Source organism: Leifsonia sp. Y878 (assembly GCF_057669685.1).
Genome location: NZ_JBYHFS010000003.1, coordinates 301941 through 317289 on the forward strand (window position 1 = coordinate 301941; position 15349 = coordinate 317289).

The following is a 15349-nucleotide window of genomic DNA, read 5'->3' on the forward strand; positions in this document are numbered from 1 at the left end:
GAGTGCATTTGCATGCAAAATTTTGCGTGCGACAGAGAGCTACCCGGAGCGAACATCGATGACAATTGGCGGAACAGGCGACAGCCGTGCCTCGAAGAACCAACGACGTGACGCAGCGCGGTTGAAGGCAAAGGCACTCCGCGAGCAGCAGAAGAAGCAGGACCGTCGTCGTCGCGTGTTCCTGCAGGGCGGAATTGTGGTCGCCGCCGTCGCGGTCGTCGCGATCGTCTCGCTCGTGCTCGTGAAGAACATCAGCCCAGAGGGTCCAGGCCCGCAGAACATGGCCAGCGACGGCGTCCTCATCGGCGAGGGCATGTCAGCCACAGAGACGGTTGCGCTTGAATCGGATGCGACGCCCATTCCGTCAACGCCGGATTCCACGGGTGCTGTGGCAGACATCCGCATCTATCTTGATTACCTCTGCCCACTCTGCGGTGACTTCGAGAGCACCAACGGCGAGCAGATCGCGAAGTGGGTTGACATGGGAGCTGCAACTGTCGAGATCCACCCGCTGGCGATCATGACCAGCAAGTCAGCGGGCACCAAGTACTCGCTGCGGGCCGCGAACGCCGCAGCCTGCGTGGCGAACTACACACCGAACGACTTCTACGCGTTCAACTCTGCGATGTTCGACAACCAGCCCAATGAGGGTTCGACCGGTCTCAACGATGACGAGATCAAGGACGTCATCAAGGAATCGGGTGTCAGTACAGCGCTCACGGCCGTCGAGTCCTGCGTTGACGACATGACGTTCAAGTCCTGGGTGCAGGAATCAACCAGCCGCGCGCTGTCTGGCCCCATCCCGAACTCCACGCTCGCCGCCATCACGACTACACCAACCGTGCTCGTGAACGGCAAGCAGTACGTCGGTTCGCTCGATGACCCGAAGGAATTCGCGGCGTTCGTCCAGCAGGCAACGGGTGAGACGTACTCAACCTCGACCCCGACGCCCACTCCGGAGCCCGCAGCGGCCGGATAGTTACTGGTGTGTCGCCGCCGTGAGAACACGAATTCTCGCTGCGGCGACACAACCACCCCCATCTGTCATTTAGGATGGATGGTCGAGGCGCTTTTATGTGCCTCATGCCGGCCTGGCGCAATTGGTAGCGCACCACTCTTGTAAAGTGGGGGTTACGGGTTCAAGTCCCGTGGCCGGCCCTGTATCGCCCTGACTCCACCGCACTCGCGCTGGGATGCAGGGCGATTTTTTTATCCAGCGCGAGCAGAGGCAATGCCCTCATGTGAAATTCCGTGCACCCGCTGAGCGCCGCGTTGGTTCGCGTTCGTTGTCGCGCAATGCGACACCATTGTCGAACTTATGGAGTGGCAGTGTTCGCGTTGCGCATTTGAAATGGCAGATCATGCATTTCTGTTTGATTTCATGCGACAAAGGAGTATTGTGAACGCAAACATTCATATGGTCTACATCGGCGGAGCGCACTCCAATGCGTCGCGCGCACGATGATTCCGCGCCGCGTCAGTGGAGCGGCGATCACCTCAAAGGAGAGCGATACATGAAACACAGCACTCGTGTCGTACGTTCCGCCGCTATCGCGACGGTCACGGCGATTTCCGTCCTCGGACTCGCAGCCTGCAGCAGCGACAGCGGCTCTGGCAGCGACAGTGGCCCCATCGAGATCAGCTACCTGCACCGCTTGCCTGACGGCGAGGGGATGACGCCGGTCAACGAGATCGTGGACCGCTGGAATGAGGAAAACCCCGACATCCACGTGACGGCGACGAAGTTCGACGGCGCGGCCACGGACATGATCCTGAAGCTCGAGACCGACGTGAAGGCCGGCAAGGCCGACTGCCTCGCGCAGGTCGGGTACTCAGAGGTGCCGCAGCTGTTCGTCAAGGGAATGCTCGAAGACGTGGCCGACGAGGCCAGTAAGTACGCCGACGACTTCTCTGCCGGCGCATACGCGATGATGACCGTCGGCGACGCTGTCGTCGGTATTCCTCAGGACACCGGCCCCCTCGTGTACTACTACAACGCAACCGAGTTCGAGAAGCTGGGTCTCCCGGTTCCCACAACCATCGACGAACTGAGCAGCGACGCAGCTACGGCAGCCGCGTCTGGCAAGTACGTTGCCGCATTCACCCCCGATGAGGCGCTCTCCTGGCTGTCGGCGCAGGCCGCAGCGGCCGGCGATTCCTGGTTCGGCGCCACCGACGACGGCTGGACCGTTGACGCTGAGGGTGCTGGCAGCCAGACGGTCGCCGCATTCTGGCAGAACCTGGTCAACAACAAGCAGGCGCTCGTCACTGAGCGCTGGGGCGAGGCATTCACCCAGGCATTGAACAACGGAAGCCTGATCGGCCACGTTGGCGCTGCATGGGAAGCAGGCTTCATGCTCGACTCACTCGACGGCACCCCGGCAGAGGGCCAGTGGCGCATCGCGCAGCTGCCCGACTTCGGCGCCGGCGAGCTGACCGGTCCTGACGGCGGCTCCGGCGTCGCGGTCATGAAGGGCTGCGAGCACCCGGCAGAGGCCATGGCGTTCAACGGATGGTTCAACACCCAGATCGACGACCTCGCGTCTCAGGGTCTGGTTGTCGCCGCAAACGGCACCCCGACCACGAGCGAGAAGCTGCTGCGTCAGTTCGGTGGCCAGGACGTGCTCGCTGAGCTTGCCACGGCATCGTCGAACCTGAACCCCGACTTCGTTTACGCACCGGGCTTCGCCTCGCTGACCAAGATGAACGAGACTGCTGCGGGCGTCGGAGACGGCACCACACAGGTCGCTGACGTTTTCACAACCGCGCAGACCACCGCAGTCGCAACGCTCGAAGACCTCGGTCTTCCCGTCGCAAAGTAATAAGGAACGACACGGCTTGACTGCCGTGCCGGCGGCTCACACGGAATCCCGTGTGAGCCGCCGGGCCAGAGGTTGAAGTTGAAGGAGACCACCACCCCATGACCCTTTCCACACAGAGCCGCACCGGGCCATCGGCGCGTCCAGGCGGAGGCGTTGGCCCGTCCGCGTCGACCCCTCCAGGGAACACGGGGAGCACAGGGCAACGTGCGTTGAAGCTCACGCGGGGCGCTCGGAAGCAGGCCATCACCGGCTGGATGTTCATGGCGCCGTTCTCCGTGCTGTTCGCCATCGTCTTCCTCGTGCCGATCGGTGTCTCGATCTACTCCTCGATGTTCGCGCAGCTCCCGAGCGGTGACGGCCTCTACGGTGGCGGAGGGCTCGTTGACACCTTCGTCGGTTTCGACAACTTCGCGCTCGCCATCGGCAGCGGTCCATTCTGGGCTGGGATGGGACGCGTGCTGGTGTACGGCATCGTCCAGGTCCCCGTCATGATCATTGCCGCGCTCGGACTGGCTCTGCTGCTTGACTCCTTCATCGTGCGTCGCCCAGGCGGCTTCCGCCTCGCCTTCTTCCTGCCCTTTGCCATCCCCGGCGTCATCGCCGCGATGATGTGGCTCTACCTCTACACCCCGGAGGTCTCGCCCTTCATGCAGTACCTGCCGGCGGGCACTGACCTCATGGCACCGGGAACCGTGCTGTTCTCCATGGCGAACATGACCACCTGGACATACACCGGCTACAACATGCTCATCTTCCTCGCGGCCCTGCAGACGATCCCGAGGGACCTGTATGAGGCGGCCCGTCTCGACGGTGCGACGGCGTGGCAGATCGCGACCCGCATCAAGATCCCACTCGTGCGCGGAGCGGCGCTCCTGGCCGTGCTGTTGTCGATCATCGGCACCATCCAGCTGTTCAACGAGCCGGTGATCATGGAGAGCGCTAACCCCTGGATGGGCAAGGAATACACCCCAATGATGCTGACCTATAACTCGATGATGGGCGCTGTCTCCCCATCTGGCACTGGCCCTGCTTCGGCCTACTCGCTGTTGATGGCCGTTATCGCGGGAGTGCTCGCGGCCGTCTATGCACTGCTCCAGCGCAAGAAGGGCGACAAGGCATGAGCGTCAGCACAATGATTGAATCCGCCAAACGCCGCGCGAGGGAATCTGCGGCTGATCTGCCGCCGAAGTCGGCATTGCCGGGGCCTGTGGCTCGAATCGTCGGTGTTGCCGTGCTCGTCGTGGCCACCCTGTACTTCCTGGCACCGGTGCTCTGGCTGGTGATTGCCTCGACGAAGAACAACCGCGACCTGACCTCCACGTTCGGGTTCTGGTTCGCGGAGTGGAACCTGGCCGAGAACTACGACAGCCTCATGTCCTGGACACAGGGCATGTTCTGGCAGTGGGTCGGCAACTCGATCTTCTACTCGCTCTCCGCTGGCGTGATCGGCACCCTGTTCGCGGTGATGGCCGGGTATGCGATCGCAAAATTCGTCTTCCCAGGCAAGACGATCGCTGTCGGCATCATCATGGCCGGGCTGCTCCTCCCTGTCGCACTGCTAACGGTGCCGCTGTACCTTGAGTTCCACGCGCTCGGCCTGGTCGACACGCCATGGGCGATCATCATCCCGTCGGCGGTCTCGCCGTTCGGCGTGTTCCTCGGCATCGTCTACGCCCAGGATGCTGTGCCGACAGAGCTGCTGGAGGCCGCCCGCATCGACGGCGCCGGTGAGGTGCGCATCTTCTTCACGATCGTGCTGCGCCTGCTGGCACCTGCCATGGTGACCATCTTCCTGTTCGTCTTCGTCGCAACGTGGAACAACTTCCTGTTGCCACTGCTGATGGTCTCAACACCAGCGCTCAAACCGGTCACACTCGGACTGTTCGGCATGATCAGTTACTTCTCGCCCGACAAGGGTGCGGTGATGCTCGGAGCGCTTCTCGGCGTCATTCCGCTGATCATCCTGTTCTTCAGCCTGCAGCGGTTCTTGCGTTCCGGCCTGGCCGCCGGCGCGGTCAAGGGCTGATCGACTGACAATAACGAAAGAAGGCCCGCGGCGTATGCCGCGGGCCTTCTTTCGTTGCGTGTGCTAGGAGCCGATGAACTCCTCGACCTCGCCGAGTTCGGCGTGGTCGCGCACCTCAACTGCCCAGCCGAGCTGCTCGAGGTCGAGAATGCGGACCTCGTTGTGGCCGGCGCGCCACAGGGGTGCAGGCGCGTACAGGGTCACCTGCGGACCAACATTCCAGTACCGGCCGATGAGGAAGCCGTTGACCCAGACCATGCCCTTCACCCCGCCGGGGAATGCCAGCCAGGCGTCGGCAGGTTCTGCGACGTGGATAACGACAGAGGCGTATCCGTCGGTTCCAGGCGACCCTTCCGGCTGCAGATCCTCCAAGGGGAGAACGCGGTGGGTCCAGCCGTGCGCGTAGCGGCGCCCGAGGAGCACGCCATCCAGGATGCCCTTGTGCTCGCCGATCTTCGGACCGTAGTTGATGCGGCCGAGGCTCTCAACGACGATCGTGATCACGACGGAGCGTGTAACACCGTCGGGCGCAGACTCGTTGAGGACGGTGCTGGTCTCTCCGTCGCGGTCGAGGGTTGCGACTCGTTCACCGTCAAGGAACACGGTGGCGCGGTCGTGGAGACCCGTGATCGCGAGCACGGTTTCGCCGTGCAGCACGGCTGTCGTTTCATAGGCGACGATCCCGTCGGAGATGCCGAGATCTTCGAACGTGGCCGGGTGAGGGCGTGGCGCGCTCGCGGGAAGTGCCTGTACAGCGGTGATGAGTGATGCCTCTGCCGTGAGCTGGACGGTCTGGGGAGCCTGGAACCGCGGTGCGGGGGGCAGCTCAGGCAGCGGTCCGTCGTGGAACGGAGCGAACGATGCGCGCAGTGCTTCGAACTTGGCGCCGACCCTGCCGTCTTCTGCGATGGGAGCGTCGGAGTCATAGCTTGTCGCCGTCGGCTGCAGTGTGCCGTCCCAGTTCGCGCCGTTCCACAGGCCGAAGTTCGTGCCGCCGTGCGCCATGTACAGGCTCACAGAACCGCCGGCGGCCAGCAGCTCGTCGACGGTGCTGATCATGCTTGTGGCGCTCCGCACGTGGTGGCGCTCGCCCCAGTGATCGAACCAGCCGCCCCACAGCTCGCTGCAGAGCAGGGGAGTGGCATCGGGGAGAAGTCGAACGGCCTCTGCCACGCCGGTGCCGAAGGTGAAGCTGGGCATCGCACCATCGACAGAACCGTTGTCCTGCATGCCTGCGGTGATGCCGTCGGCCGTGGTGAGAAGCTCAACGATGCCGTGCTGTCGAAGCAGGTCACGCTGGTGTTCGAGGTGCTCGTGATCTGAGCCGAAGGAGCCGTACTCGTTTTCGACCTGCACGGCCACGATCGGGCCGCCGTGCGCAGCTTGGAGCGGTGCCAGGCGGGGGAGGAGCGCCTCGTACCAGGCCTCGACGGCCTCGCGGTATGCGGGATCGCTGCTGCGCACGCCACGCGAGCGTCCGGTGAGCCAGACGGGCAACCCGCCGTTCGACCACTCAGCGCAGATGTACGGGCTCGGACGCACGTACACATCAAGGCCGACCTCGCCGGCGAGGCGGATGAATCGCTCAATGTCACGCCATCCGTCAAAACGAGGCTCGCCTTCCGTCTCCTCATGGAAGTTCCAGGCGATGTAGGTGTCGACGGTGTTCGCTCCCATTGCCGCGAGACGGCGGAGGCGGTCCTCCCACTGGTCGGGGTGCACCCTGAAATAGTGCACCGCGCCGGCGAGCATCCGGTGAGGGCGCCCATTGCGCAGCATAACGCTGTCGCGATATGTGAGCGCAGCTACTGAATCAACGCTGATGTGGCTGTCGGTCGCGACCATCCGCGGCCTCCCTTGTGTTGCGGGGCATGGTGCCCAATTGAGAAGAATGTTTGCGCTCACATTATCTCGCATTTCGGCGCTCTCGTGTGGTGTTTCGCCAGTAATGTGTGAACGCTCACTACACTGGGCACATGCCACGCCGTTCACAGCCGGATCGGGCACCGAACCAAGTCGACGTCGCCCGGGCAGCCGGGGTATCGACCCAAACGGTGTCCCGCGTGATTTCAGGGCACCCAAATGTGCGCCCAGAGACCGCGCAACGCGTCCTCGCCGCCGTGGATGCCGTCGGATACAGACTGCATGCGGCCGCAGCCTCCCTTGCATCCGGTCGCAGCCGTACCATCGGCGTGATCTCCATCTCCTCTGCCCAGTACTCGACCAGCGCGATCCTGCTCGGCGTCGAGGCGGTTGCCTCAGAGGAGGGTTACGCGGTGACCTCGGCGAGCGTCCCGCACCACTCAGCCCCTGCATCCTTTCTCAGTGCGTTTGATCGCCTCGAGCGACAGGGTGCAGAAGGGATCGTGATCCTCGCGCCCGTCGGATTTCTCGCCGAGGCACTCGGCACGCGCACCGAACGCACGCCAACCGTCGGCCACCGACAGTCAGGTGGCGTCGGAACCGACGCACTCGTCGACCAGCGCGCCATTGCCCGCGCGGCCACAGAGCACCTGCTCGATCTCGGCCACCGGACCGTCTGGCACGTCTCAGGGGATGAGTTCTGGCAGGAGTCCAATGCGCGCCGTGAGGAGTGGGAAGCGGTGCTCCTCGAACGCGGGGTGACCCCGCCGCCGGTGATCCCCGGTGACTGGTCCCCGGAGTCCGGGTACAGGGCAGGGCGCACGATCGCGGCGATCCCCGACGCCACCGCGGTGTTCGTCTCCAGCGATGAGATGGCGTTCGGCGTCATTCGGGCGCTGCACGAGGCCGGGCGCACTGTGCCAGACGACGTCTCGGTCGTCAGCGTCGATGACATCGCACTCGCTGCATACGCCGCGCCGGCGCTCACGACCGTGCGCCAGCCGTTCGAAGAGGTGGGGCGCGCAGCGGCAACCCAGGTGATCGACATGATCGAGAAGCGCGACGCGAGCCCGGTGGAGCCACTTCGAGCCGACCTCATCGTCAGGGCTTCGACGGCTCCGCCACCCGCGCCGAGCGCATAACGAAGCCGCCGCACTCACCTCATGCTGAGGCGAATCCGGCGGCTCGTCTGTACTACTTACGGCGCTGTGCTGCTTACGCTTCTTTGAAGTTCAGCGAGATCGAGTTCATGCAGTAGCGGTCGCCCGTGGGGGTGCCGAAGCCGTCATCGAAGACGTGGCCGAGGTGGGATCCACATTTCGCGCACCGTACTTCCGTGCGTGCCATGCCCAGTGAGTGATCTTCGATCAGCTCGACCGCGTCAGGGCGCACTGACTCGTAGAAGCTCGGCCATCCGCATCCGGAATCGAACTTGGTACCGCTCTTGAACAACTCGGCGTTGCAGGCGCCGCAGGTGTAGACACCAGAGCGGCTCTCATCGAGCAACTCGCCTGTCCAGGCCCGTTCGGTCGCTGCTCCGCGCAGAACCGCGTACTGATCAGGGGTCAGCTCCTCACGCCATTCGGCGTCAGACTTCTGTACTTCGTAGTCCATGGTGCGTCCCTTCGTCAGCAGAGCTGGAAACTGCCAGCTCACACACTCCACAAGCCTAAACTCGCGGCAGCCCCTCGGCATTCCATTCCACTGGTCTCTCGCGGCACGCTCCAGCGCGACACCGCCGACTTGCCCGCGCGCCGTGCCGCTTCCGCGAACTCTCAGGCGCTCCCAAATAGGATGACGCTAACCGTGCCAGTGGCTCGGACCAGCCACGCGGCAACAGAGGAGGCACGGGTGCGGAACGTACAGGATTCAAGCGCGGGCACCTCGCTGTCGAACGGCACTGCGCAGTCAGCCACCCAAATGCGGTCAGCCACCCAGATGAGTTCTGCGACCACGCACACCGACCTGTCAGAACGAGACCTGGCTGTCCTGGCCTTTGAACGACAGTGGTGGCGGCATGTCGGCGCCAAAGAAGAGGCCATCCGCTCTGAGTTGGGGCTGTCGTCTGCCCGGTACTATCAAGTATTAGGCGCGCTCATCGACAATCCGGGCGCGCTTGTCCATGACCCGATGCTGGTGAATCGACTGCACCGGATGCGTGAGGCCAGGGCAGAGTCACGGGCGCGTCGATCGATCAACGCCGACTCCAGCCAACCGAGTGACCACCCTACCGAGGACTGAATCAGACAGACGATGCCGAAAAAACCTGCGAAAGACCGCTTCGATACCCTGCCGCACACGACTGAACGCGTCGGAGCCCACCGCGCCGTCGGAAGTAGAAGGAAAGGCTGGGTCACCTTCGCCTGGGCCCTCTTCGCGACGATCGTGCTCGTCGGCCTGGGGGCCGTCGGCCTTCTCGCCCTCAACGACAGGCTCAACTTTGAGTTGCCTGGCGCAGCGAGCAGCACCGCAGCCGCTCCCACAGAGGAAGCACCGGCTGAAACTGTCGCTCCGACACCGGAGGCCACTCTTGACCCGAGCATCAGCATCACGGTGCTGAACGGAACGCCAGGCACTGGTGTTGCTGCAGCCGTCGGACAGACCTTGACGGATGCCGGCTGGAGCGTTGGCGCAACCTCGAACGCCAGCACCGAAGACGTCCCGACGACCGTCGTGTACTACCAGGACCCGACTCTCGAGGGAGCGGCACTCGGCGTTGCAAGCGCCATTCCAGGCGCCACCACCCTGCTGTCACCCGACTTCGCGGAAAGCGGCGCGGCCATCACCGTCGTGGTGGGCAACGACTTCGTTCCCGCAGGCTAGGCTCACCCCCCTTCAGAACCCGTGCCGCCGACCGCGTGAATCGGCGGGTGGTCCATCGCATTAACGTCGTGTAAATTGTTGCCATTTCGCGACGTTTAAGGTGGTCACAGCTATTTTCTTTTGGCTGCGTTTGGCTAGTATCTGGACGTGGATATGTACCACGCACTACGCACCAAGGGGAGTAACACATGGCGAACGGCACCGTTAAATGGTTCAACGCTGAGAAGGGCTTCGGCTTCATCACGGTTGACGAGGGAGGGCAGGACGTATTCGTTCACTACTCCGCCATTGACATGAACGGCTACAAAGTCCTCGAAGAAGGCCAAGCGGTCGTCTTCGAGGTTGGAACGGGTGCCAAGGGCCCGCAGGCTGAAGCGGTTCGTCCGCTCTAGTCCGTATCAGGCATCCGTATCAAGCACCTCACATCTAGCACGCAAATTTCGGGGCACGCCCCAGCTAACGCCGTCCGGTACTCCGGGCGGCATTAGTGTTTGGGTCGTGACTTCGAACCTGAGAGCCTCCTCGCGCCCCCGTCTTCTCGTTTCGATGTTTGCATTGGCCGTGCCTGCCGCACTGCTCCTTGGGGGTTGCTCTGCCGTCGAACCATCGGCGGCTTCGACAGCGGATGCCGCACAGCGCCACTCGTCATACGAGGAGCCAGACGCCACCGAACTTGCACCGCTCCGAGGGACGACCATTCCGGCGGGAAGCCTGCAGAACCCGTCGCTCGCCGCGAAGATCGACAACCACAGTGACGCTCGCCCCCAGATCGGCCTGGAGCGCACCGACATCGTCTTCGAAGAACTCGTGGAGGGTGGCATCACCCGCTACGTCGCAGTCTGGCAGTCAGATGTCCCCGATCTCCTCGGGCCGGTGCGCTCGATCCGACCGATGGACCCCGACATCATCGCACCACTGGGTGGCATCGTCGCCTACTCAGGTGGCCAGGAGCAGTTCATCGACATGATGAAGCGCACCGATGTCGTGAATGCGGTCTTCGACTATGACGAGGCAGGCCTCTTCTACCGGATCGATGGCAAGGACTCTCCGCACGATGTCGTGGTGAAGGCCAGGGAACTCATCGCCCAGCACGCGGAGCTCACTCCTCCTCTGCAGCAGTTCGCGTATGCAGCCACTGCCTCCGGTTCGTCTGCCGTTGTCGATGGCGTGCCAACGGGCACCATCAACACACGATTCTCTGACGCGCGGTGGCCGAGCTGGACGTGGTCGGTAGCCGACGGGGCATACCTGCGGTCGCAGGAGGGTGAACCCGACCTCGACAGCGACGACCATCAGCTGGCGTCGACCAACGTTGTCGTGCTGCGGGTCGAGATCGACTGGACGTACGGAGACGTTCCGAAAACGACGATGATCGGCACCGGAGAGGCGTGGGTCTCGACCGGCGGCAAGAGCATTCACGCGACCTGGTTCAAGGACGCGCAGGCTGCTCCGATCCGTCTGGTTGACGACAACGGCGTCACGATTCGACTCGCGGCGGGCAACACCTGGATTGAGCTGGTCCCGACAGACCAGGGCTCGGTGGAACTGCTGCCATAGCGGCCCGCCGATTACTTGCACTCTCGGCATCAGAGTGCCAGAATCGACTTAGCACTCTCGTTATTTGAGTGCTAACCCACCACTTTTTTGGAACGTCCGGGAGGGACGAGAAACACACATGGCAAAGATCATTGCTTTCAATGAAGAGGCCCGTCGTGGCCTTGAGCGCGGCCTGAACATCCTCGCTGACACGGTCAAGGTCACCCTCGGCCCGCGCGGACGCAACGTCGTGCTCGAAAAGAAGTGGGGCGCTCCCACGATCACCAACGATGGCGTGTCCATCGCCAAGGAGATCGAACTCGACGACCCGTACGAGAAGATCGGTGCTGAGCTCGTCAAGGAGGTCGCCAAGAAGACTGACGACGTCGCAGGCGATGGCACCACGACCGCAACCGTCCTGGCTCAGGCACTGGTTCGCGAAGGACTGCGCAACGTTGCAGCCGGCGCTGACCCGATCAGCCTGAAGCGCGGCATCGAGAAGGCGACTGCAGCAGTCATCGCCGAACTCATCGCCAGCGCCAAGGAGATCGAGACCAAGGAAGAGATCGCGGCCACCGCATCCATCTCTGCCGGCGACGCCGAAATCGGCGCGATCATCGCTGAGGCAATCGACAAGGTCGGCAAGGAAGGTGTTGTCACCGTCGAGGAGTCGAACACCTTCGGCACCGAGCTCGAACTCACCGAGGGCATGCGCTTCGACAAGGGCTTCCTGTCGGCATACTTCGTCACCGACCCCGACCGTCAGGAAGCGGTCTTCGAAGACCCCTACATCCTGATCGTCAACTCCAAGGTCTCCAACATCAAGGACCTGCTGCCGATCGTTGACAAGGTCATCCAGACCGGCAAGCAGCTCCTCATCATTGCTGAGGACGTCGACGGCGAGGCTCTGGCCACGCTCGTTGTGAACAAGATCCGTGGCATCTTCAAGTCGGTTGCCGTCAAGGCTCCTGGCTTCGGCGACCGTCGCAAGGCGCAGCTGCAGGACATCGCCATCCTCACCGGTGGTCAGGTCATCTCTGAAGAGGTTGGCCTCAAGCTCGAGAACGTGACCCTCGACCTTCTCGGTAACGCCCGCAAGGTCGTTATCACCAAGGACGAGACCACCATCGTCGAGGGCGCTGGAGACGTGGAGGCAATTGCCGGCCGTGTCGCCCAGATCCGTGCCGAGATCGAGAACACCGACAGCGACTACGACCGTGAGAAGCTCCAGGAGCGTCTCGCGAAGCTTGCTGGTGGCGTTGCAGTCATCAAGGCCGGCGCCGCTACGGAGGTTGAGCTCAAGGAGCGCAAGCACCGCATCGAAGATGCAGTCCGTAACGCAAAGGCAGCTGTCGAAGAGGGCATCGTCGCCGGTGGTGGCGTTGCGCTCATCCAGGCTGGCAAGGCCGCATTCGAGAGCAAGGCAGTCCTTGACCTCGTCGGCGACGAGGCAACTGGCGCGAACATCGTGCGCGTTGCCATCGACGCTCCGCTCAAGCAGATCGCACTCAACGCCGGCATGGAGCCGGGCGTTGTTGCAGACAAGGTGCGCAACCTGCCCGTCGGACACGGCCTCAACGCCGCGACCGGTGAGTACGTTGACATGATCGCTGCCGGAATCAATGACCCGGTAAAGGTCACCCGCTCCGCGCTGCTGAACGCATCGTCGATCGCTGGCCTGTTCCTCACCACCGAGGCCGTTGTCGCCGACAAGCCGGAGAAGAACTCTGCTCCTGCTGGCGACCCGACCGGTGGCATGGACTTCTAAGTCCGCTTAGTAGTTCACCGCTTCACCTGCTTCACACGCTGGGCGTCTCCTTCGGGAGGCGCCCAGCGTCGTTGTATCGGCTGCGCGGGGCTATCGTGATCCGATCGAGAGCGGATGTCGCCCGGACCTATGATTCCTGCCGTTAGCCTTGGCTCATGAAGAATGTGGGGATTCGTTCAGCTCTCGCCGTACTGCTCGTCGTCGGGATGGCAGGATGTGCCGCGGCAGCGCCTTCGGTAACTCCATCCGTATCCCCATCGGTGACGGCAGCGCCCGCGCCCAGTCCAACGCCTGAACCCGTCACCTGGCCTGTGCAGCTGGTGCCAGGCAGCTGCAGCGATCTACTCCCGCAAGCAACCGTCGATGCCATTTTCGGCGAACCACTGCCGGGGGTTCAGCGGGCCGACGTGGCCGGGCGTGACGGGATCTGGGCGGCTGCCGCCCGGAATTCCGGATCATTGGAGTGCATGTGGGGTGTCGACTCCGTCTCTGAGAATCCTGAAGAAACCCACACCGTCCGCGTGACTGTCGTTCCGCACGCAGCCGACATCGCCGCGAGAATTAGCAGCGAACTCGACGGGAATGTGCCGGGCGAGCCGTCCGGGGGTTGCGCCTGGGGCTACTGCAGCAGTGGAGCGCTGCTCGGCGAGTACTGGGTCGATATGGAGGTCGGGGGAACAGGCGATCCGGCAGCAGTCAACGGCACCGGCGTGCAAGCGGCGATCGATACCGTCATGGCGGCTGTGCGGGCGATGCCACCGAGCAACGCCGCCGAGTTCCCCGCGCAGTCGGCGTCGTGGCCAACGCTCTGCGGGGACTTCGTGAGTGAACAAGCCATCAGTGACGCACTTGACCTGCCCGCCGCGACATTCACGGTCGGATATAGCTACCGAAGCAGCAACGCCACGTACGGCGCAATCATGGCCGGCGGTGGTTTAGTCTGCGGAATCGCGCGCGACGGCGGCGGTCGAAGTGCCTCGATTGTGACTCTGCCTGCGTCAGGTGACCTCTTTGCCGCAGCGCGGGACGTGGCCGCGTTATCCGACGAGGTCGAGGCGATTGAGATCTCTGGGCTGGAAACAGGCTCGGCCTTTGTGCGGCGCAGTCCGGAGACCCCCACCCAAGCATCGCTCGAGATGAACCTTCGCGGCACTTGGGTGCTGCTCAGCATGGGAGCAGCCACGGAGCAGGAGGGCAACCCGGCGTCACGATTGATCCGCTTGGCCGAGGTGCTGGCCGCGGGCTAGATCATGCTGTGCGGGCTCCGGCAGCTTCCGCACCATCACCACTAGCCTGTAGCCATGGGGAATCGATGGGGTGTGGCCGGGCTGAGCGTGCTGCTCACGGCATTGGTGTTGACCGGCTGCGCAGCGGAGGCATCGCCTCCTCAAAGTGCGCCGGTATCGCCGTTGCCCACCTCCGCACCAACTTCGACGCCAAGCCCAGCGTCCGACAGACCCACGCCACGCTTGTCGGCAACGTGCGACGACCTGGTGCCGCCGGCGGTAGTCAGGGCGGCGGTGTCCGACGATGTTGTGGCGATGCCGGTCGCCCTGGACGAACGATTCAATACTCCAACCACGATGGCAACCAGACAGCTGGGCGCGCTCGTGTGCGTCTGGGCGAACAAGGAGCTGTCACTGCCGTGGGATCCGGATCCTTCGTACCGAGAAGCGATCCTGGAGATCGTGCCCGATGGTGCAGCGCCGTGGGAGAAATACAAGAAAACATATGCGTCGACCAGCGAGCCCTCTCCATACGGGGCCGACGCGATTGGTCCGCGATGCGTGATGGCGACTGACTACGGTCAAGGCGGATGCTATTTCCAGGGTCTCATCGGCAGCTACTGGGTAGACCTCCGGCTCGAAGGCACGGGTGCCGGTACTGCCGAGTCCGAGACTGAGATGTCAGCCATCGCCCGCCAGTTCACCGATTCCCTGGTCGAGGGGCTGCGAGCGGAGCAGCCAGTGCCGCCCGCGTGGACACCGCCCGTCGACGCCCACACAACGCCGCTCGACTGCTCTGTCATGCTGAGTGACGCCCAGGCAGCCGAGCTGACTGGAGTGTCTGGCATCATCGTGGGGCCGCAGTGGGACGGGCCGCGAGTCGGTCAATATTCCTACGGGATGGCGTCGACCCACAGTGAACGATGTGCCCTTCAATTCGTCGATTCGGATGCGAACGTAGGTGCCGTGTCATTCCTCCCCGGGGGCGGATGGGCATACAACCAGCTTGCGACCGCGTGGACCGCTGCCGGGGTATCGAGTCCCGTGACGCTGGCGGGAGCACAGCCAGGCCAGGAGGCCCATCTGCAGTGCGCCGATGAGAACGCCTCGTGCACGATTGACTTCGTCGTCGACGACAGTTGGATTCAGGTCTCCATCAACCAGCACTCTCCTGGAGGCGGCGGAATTCCGGAAGGCACCGACCTCGACGCCATTCGCAGCAACGTTCAGCCCATCGCCGAAGTCGTGCTCGCCAACCTCAATGCCCGTACCTAGGCCTCAGGCC

The 15349-nt window shown here is 63.4% G+C and carries 15 protein-coding genes and 1 tRNA gene; 13 read left to right on the forward strand and 3 right to left on the reverse strand.

The genetic code is table 11. The features are described 5' to 3' along the window. The first annotated feature begins 58 nt into the window (after positions 1-58). From AC25Y4_RS12555 to AC25Y4_RS12575, 5 genes are all read left to right on the forward strand, one after another. Positions 59-979, forward strand: a complete 921-nt coding sequence (locus tag AC25Y4_RS12555) for a DsbA family protein (RefSeq protein WP_488120755.1) — start codon at positions 59-61, stop codon at positions 977-979. 106 nt (positions 980-1085) lie between these two features. Beyond that, positions 1086-1158 (forward strand) — tRNA-Thr (locus tag AC25Y4_RS12560). 356 nt (positions 1159-1514) lie between these two features. Next, positions 1515-2822, forward strand: a complete 1308-nt coding sequence (locus AC25Y4_RS12565; RefSeq protein ID WP_488120756.1) for an ABC transporter substrate-binding protein — start codon at positions 1515-1517, stop codon at positions 2820-2822. Positions 2823-2920: 98 nt separating this feature from the next. Beyond that, entirely contained in the window at positions 2921-3943 is a 1023-nt protein-coding gene (locus AC25Y4_RS12570; RefSeq protein ID WP_488120757.1) for a carbohydrate ABC transporter permease, read from the forward strand. After that, a complete protein-coding gene (locus AC25Y4_RS12575; RefSeq protein ID WP_488120758.1) occupies positions 3940-4848 on the forward strand; it encodes a carbohydrate ABC transporter permease in 909 nt (302 codons plus the stop codon). The genes AC25Y4_RS12570 and AC25Y4_RS12575 overlap by 4 nt, the downstream gene beginning before the upstream one ends. A 63-nt stretch (positions 4849-4911) precedes the next feature. Here the strand turns inward: AC25Y4_RS12575 and AC25Y4_RS12580 are convergent, their stop codons facing one another. Further along, positions 4912-6693 (reverse strand): glycoside hydrolase family 35 protein, encoded by a 1782-nt coding sequence (locus tag AC25Y4_RS12580; RefSeq protein ID WP_488120759.1) that lies wholly within the window; start codon positions 6691-6693, stop codon positions 4912-4914. Positions 6694-6824: 131 nt separating this feature from the next. Between AC25Y4_RS12580 and AC25Y4_RS12585 the strand changes: the two genes are divergently transcribed. Beyond that, positions 6825-7853: a LacI family DNA-binding transcriptional regulator gene (locus AC25Y4_RS12585; RefSeq protein ID WP_488120760.1), complete on the forward strand. Its 1029-nt coding sequence runs from the start codon at positions 6825-6827 to the stop codon at positions 7851-7853. 73 nt (positions 7854-7926) lie between these two features. Here AC25Y4_RS12585 and msrB read toward each other — a convergent pair whose 3' ends face one another. Continuing rightward, positions 7927-8325 (reverse strand): peptide-methionine (R)-S-oxide reductase MsrB, encoded by a 399-nt coding sequence (msrB, locus tag AC25Y4_RS12590; RefSeq protein ID WP_488120903.1) that lies wholly within the window; start codon positions 8323-8325, stop codon positions 7927-7929. A gap of 237 nt (positions 8326-8562) precedes the next feature. On the opposite strand from msrB, the gene AC25Y4_RS12595 reads away from it, so the two are divergent. The 6 genes from AC25Y4_RS12595 (at position 8563) to AC25Y4_RS12620 (ending at position 14085) form a co-directional block, all read left to right on the forward strand. Then, entirely contained in the window at positions 8563-8952 is a 390-nt protein-coding gene (locus AC25Y4_RS12595) for a DUF3263 domain-containing protein (RefSeq protein WP_488120761.1), read from the forward strand. A gap of 12 nt (positions 8953-8964) precedes the next feature. Beyond that, positions 8965-9534 (forward strand): LytR C-terminal domain-containing protein, encoded by a 570-nt coding sequence (locus AC25Y4_RS12600; protein WP_488120762.1) that lies wholly within the window; start codon positions 8965-8967, stop codon positions 9532-9534. A gap of 188 nt (positions 9535-9722) precedes the next feature. After that, entirely contained in the window at positions 9723-9926 is a 204-nt protein-coding gene (locus tag AC25Y4_RS12605; protein ID WP_488120763.1) for a cold-shock protein, read from the forward strand. Positions 9927-10080: 154 nt separating this feature from the next. Next, positions 10081-11091 (forward strand): DUF3048 domain-containing protein, encoded by a 1011-nt coding sequence (locus AC25Y4_RS12610; RefSeq protein ID WP_488120764.1) that lies wholly within the window; start codon positions 10081-10083, stop codon positions 11089-11091. A gap of 118 nt (positions 11092-11209) precedes the next feature. Beyond that, complete coding sequence (groL, locus tag AC25Y4_RS12615) at positions 11210-12838, forward strand: chaperonin GroEL (RefSeq protein WP_488120765.1); 1629 nt, start codon at positions 11210-11212, stop codon at positions 12836-12838. A gap of 155 nt (positions 12839-12993) precedes the next feature. After that, the gene (locus tag AC25Y4_RS12620; protein WP_488120766.1) at positions 12994-14085 is read left to right on the forward strand and encodes a hypothetical protein; all 1092 of its coding nucleotides are present in this window, start codon (positions 12994-12996) and stop codon (positions 14083-14085) included. A gap of 140 nt (positions 14086-14225) precedes the next feature. Here the strand turns inward: AC25Y4_RS12620 and AC25Y4_RS12625 are convergent, their stop codons facing one another. Continuing rightward, complete coding sequence (locus tag AC25Y4_RS12625) at positions 14226-14408, reverse strand: hypothetical protein (RefSeq protein WP_488120767.1); 183 nt, start codon at positions 14406-14408, stop codon at positions 14226-14228. A 13-nt stretch (positions 14409-14421) separates the two neighbouring features. Here AC25Y4_RS12625 and AC25Y4_RS12630 point away from each other — a divergent pair, with 13 nt between their 5' ends. Beyond that, positions 14422-15339: a hypothetical protein gene (locus tag AC25Y4_RS12630; protein WP_488120768.1), complete on the forward strand. Its 918-nt coding sequence runs from the start codon at positions 14422-14424 to the stop codon at positions 15337-15339. Positions 15340-15349 lie beyond the last annotated feature (10 nt).

Bases quoted from the DNA above. Each gene is read 5' to 3' on its own strand.
- AC25Y4_RS12555 (WP_488120755.1), top strand. From the start codon at position 59: ATGACAATTGGCGGAACAGGCGACAGCCGTGCCTCGAAGAACCAACGA.
- AC25Y4_RS12565 (WP_488120756.1), top strand. From the start codon at position 1,515: ATGAAACACAGCACTCGTGTCGTACGTTCCGCCGCTATCGCGACGGTC.
- AC25Y4_RS12570 (WP_488120757.1), top strand. From the start codon at position 2,921: ATGACCCTTTCCACACAGAGCCGCACCGGGCCATCGGCGCGTCCAGGC.
- AC25Y4_RS12575 (WP_488120758.1), top strand. From the start codon at position 3,940: ATGAGCGTCAGCACAATGATTGAATCCGCCAAACGCCGCGCGAGGGAA.
- AC25Y4_RS12580 (WP_488120759.1), bottom strand. From the start codon at position 6,693: ATGGTCGCGACCGACAGCCACATCAGCGTTGATTCAGTAGCTGCGCTC.
- AC25Y4_RS12585 (WP_488120760.1), top strand. From the start codon at position 6,825: ATGCCACGCCGTTCACAGCCGGATCGGGCACCGAACCAAGTCGACGTC.
- msrB (WP_488120903.1), bottom strand. From the start codon at position 8,325: ATGGACTACGAAGTACAGAAGTCTGACGCCGAATGGCGTGAGGAGCTG.
- AC25Y4_RS12600 (WP_488120762.1), top strand. From the start codon at position 8,965: ATGCCGAAAAAACCTGCGAAAGACCGCTTCGATACCCTGCCGCACACG.
- AC25Y4_RS12605 (WP_488120763.1), top strand. From the start codon at position 9,723: ATGGCGAACGGCACCGTTAAATGGTTCAACGCTGAGAAGGGCTTCGGC.
- AC25Y4_RS12610 (WP_488120764.1), top strand. From the start codon at position 10,081: ATGTTTGCATTGGCCGTGCCTGCCGCACTGCTCCTTGGGGGTTGCTCT.
- groL (WP_488120765.1), top strand. From the start codon at position 11,210: ATGGCAAAGATCATTGCTTTCAATGAAGAGGCCCGTCGTGGCCTTGAG.
- AC25Y4_RS12620 (WP_488120766.1), top strand. From the start codon at position 12,994: ATGAAGAATGTGGGGATTCGTTCAGCTCTCGCCGTACTGCTCGTCGTC.
- AC25Y4_RS12630 (WP_488120768.1), top strand. From the start codon at position 14,422: ATGGCAACCAGACAGCTGGGCGCGCTCGTGTGCGTCTGGGCGAACAAG.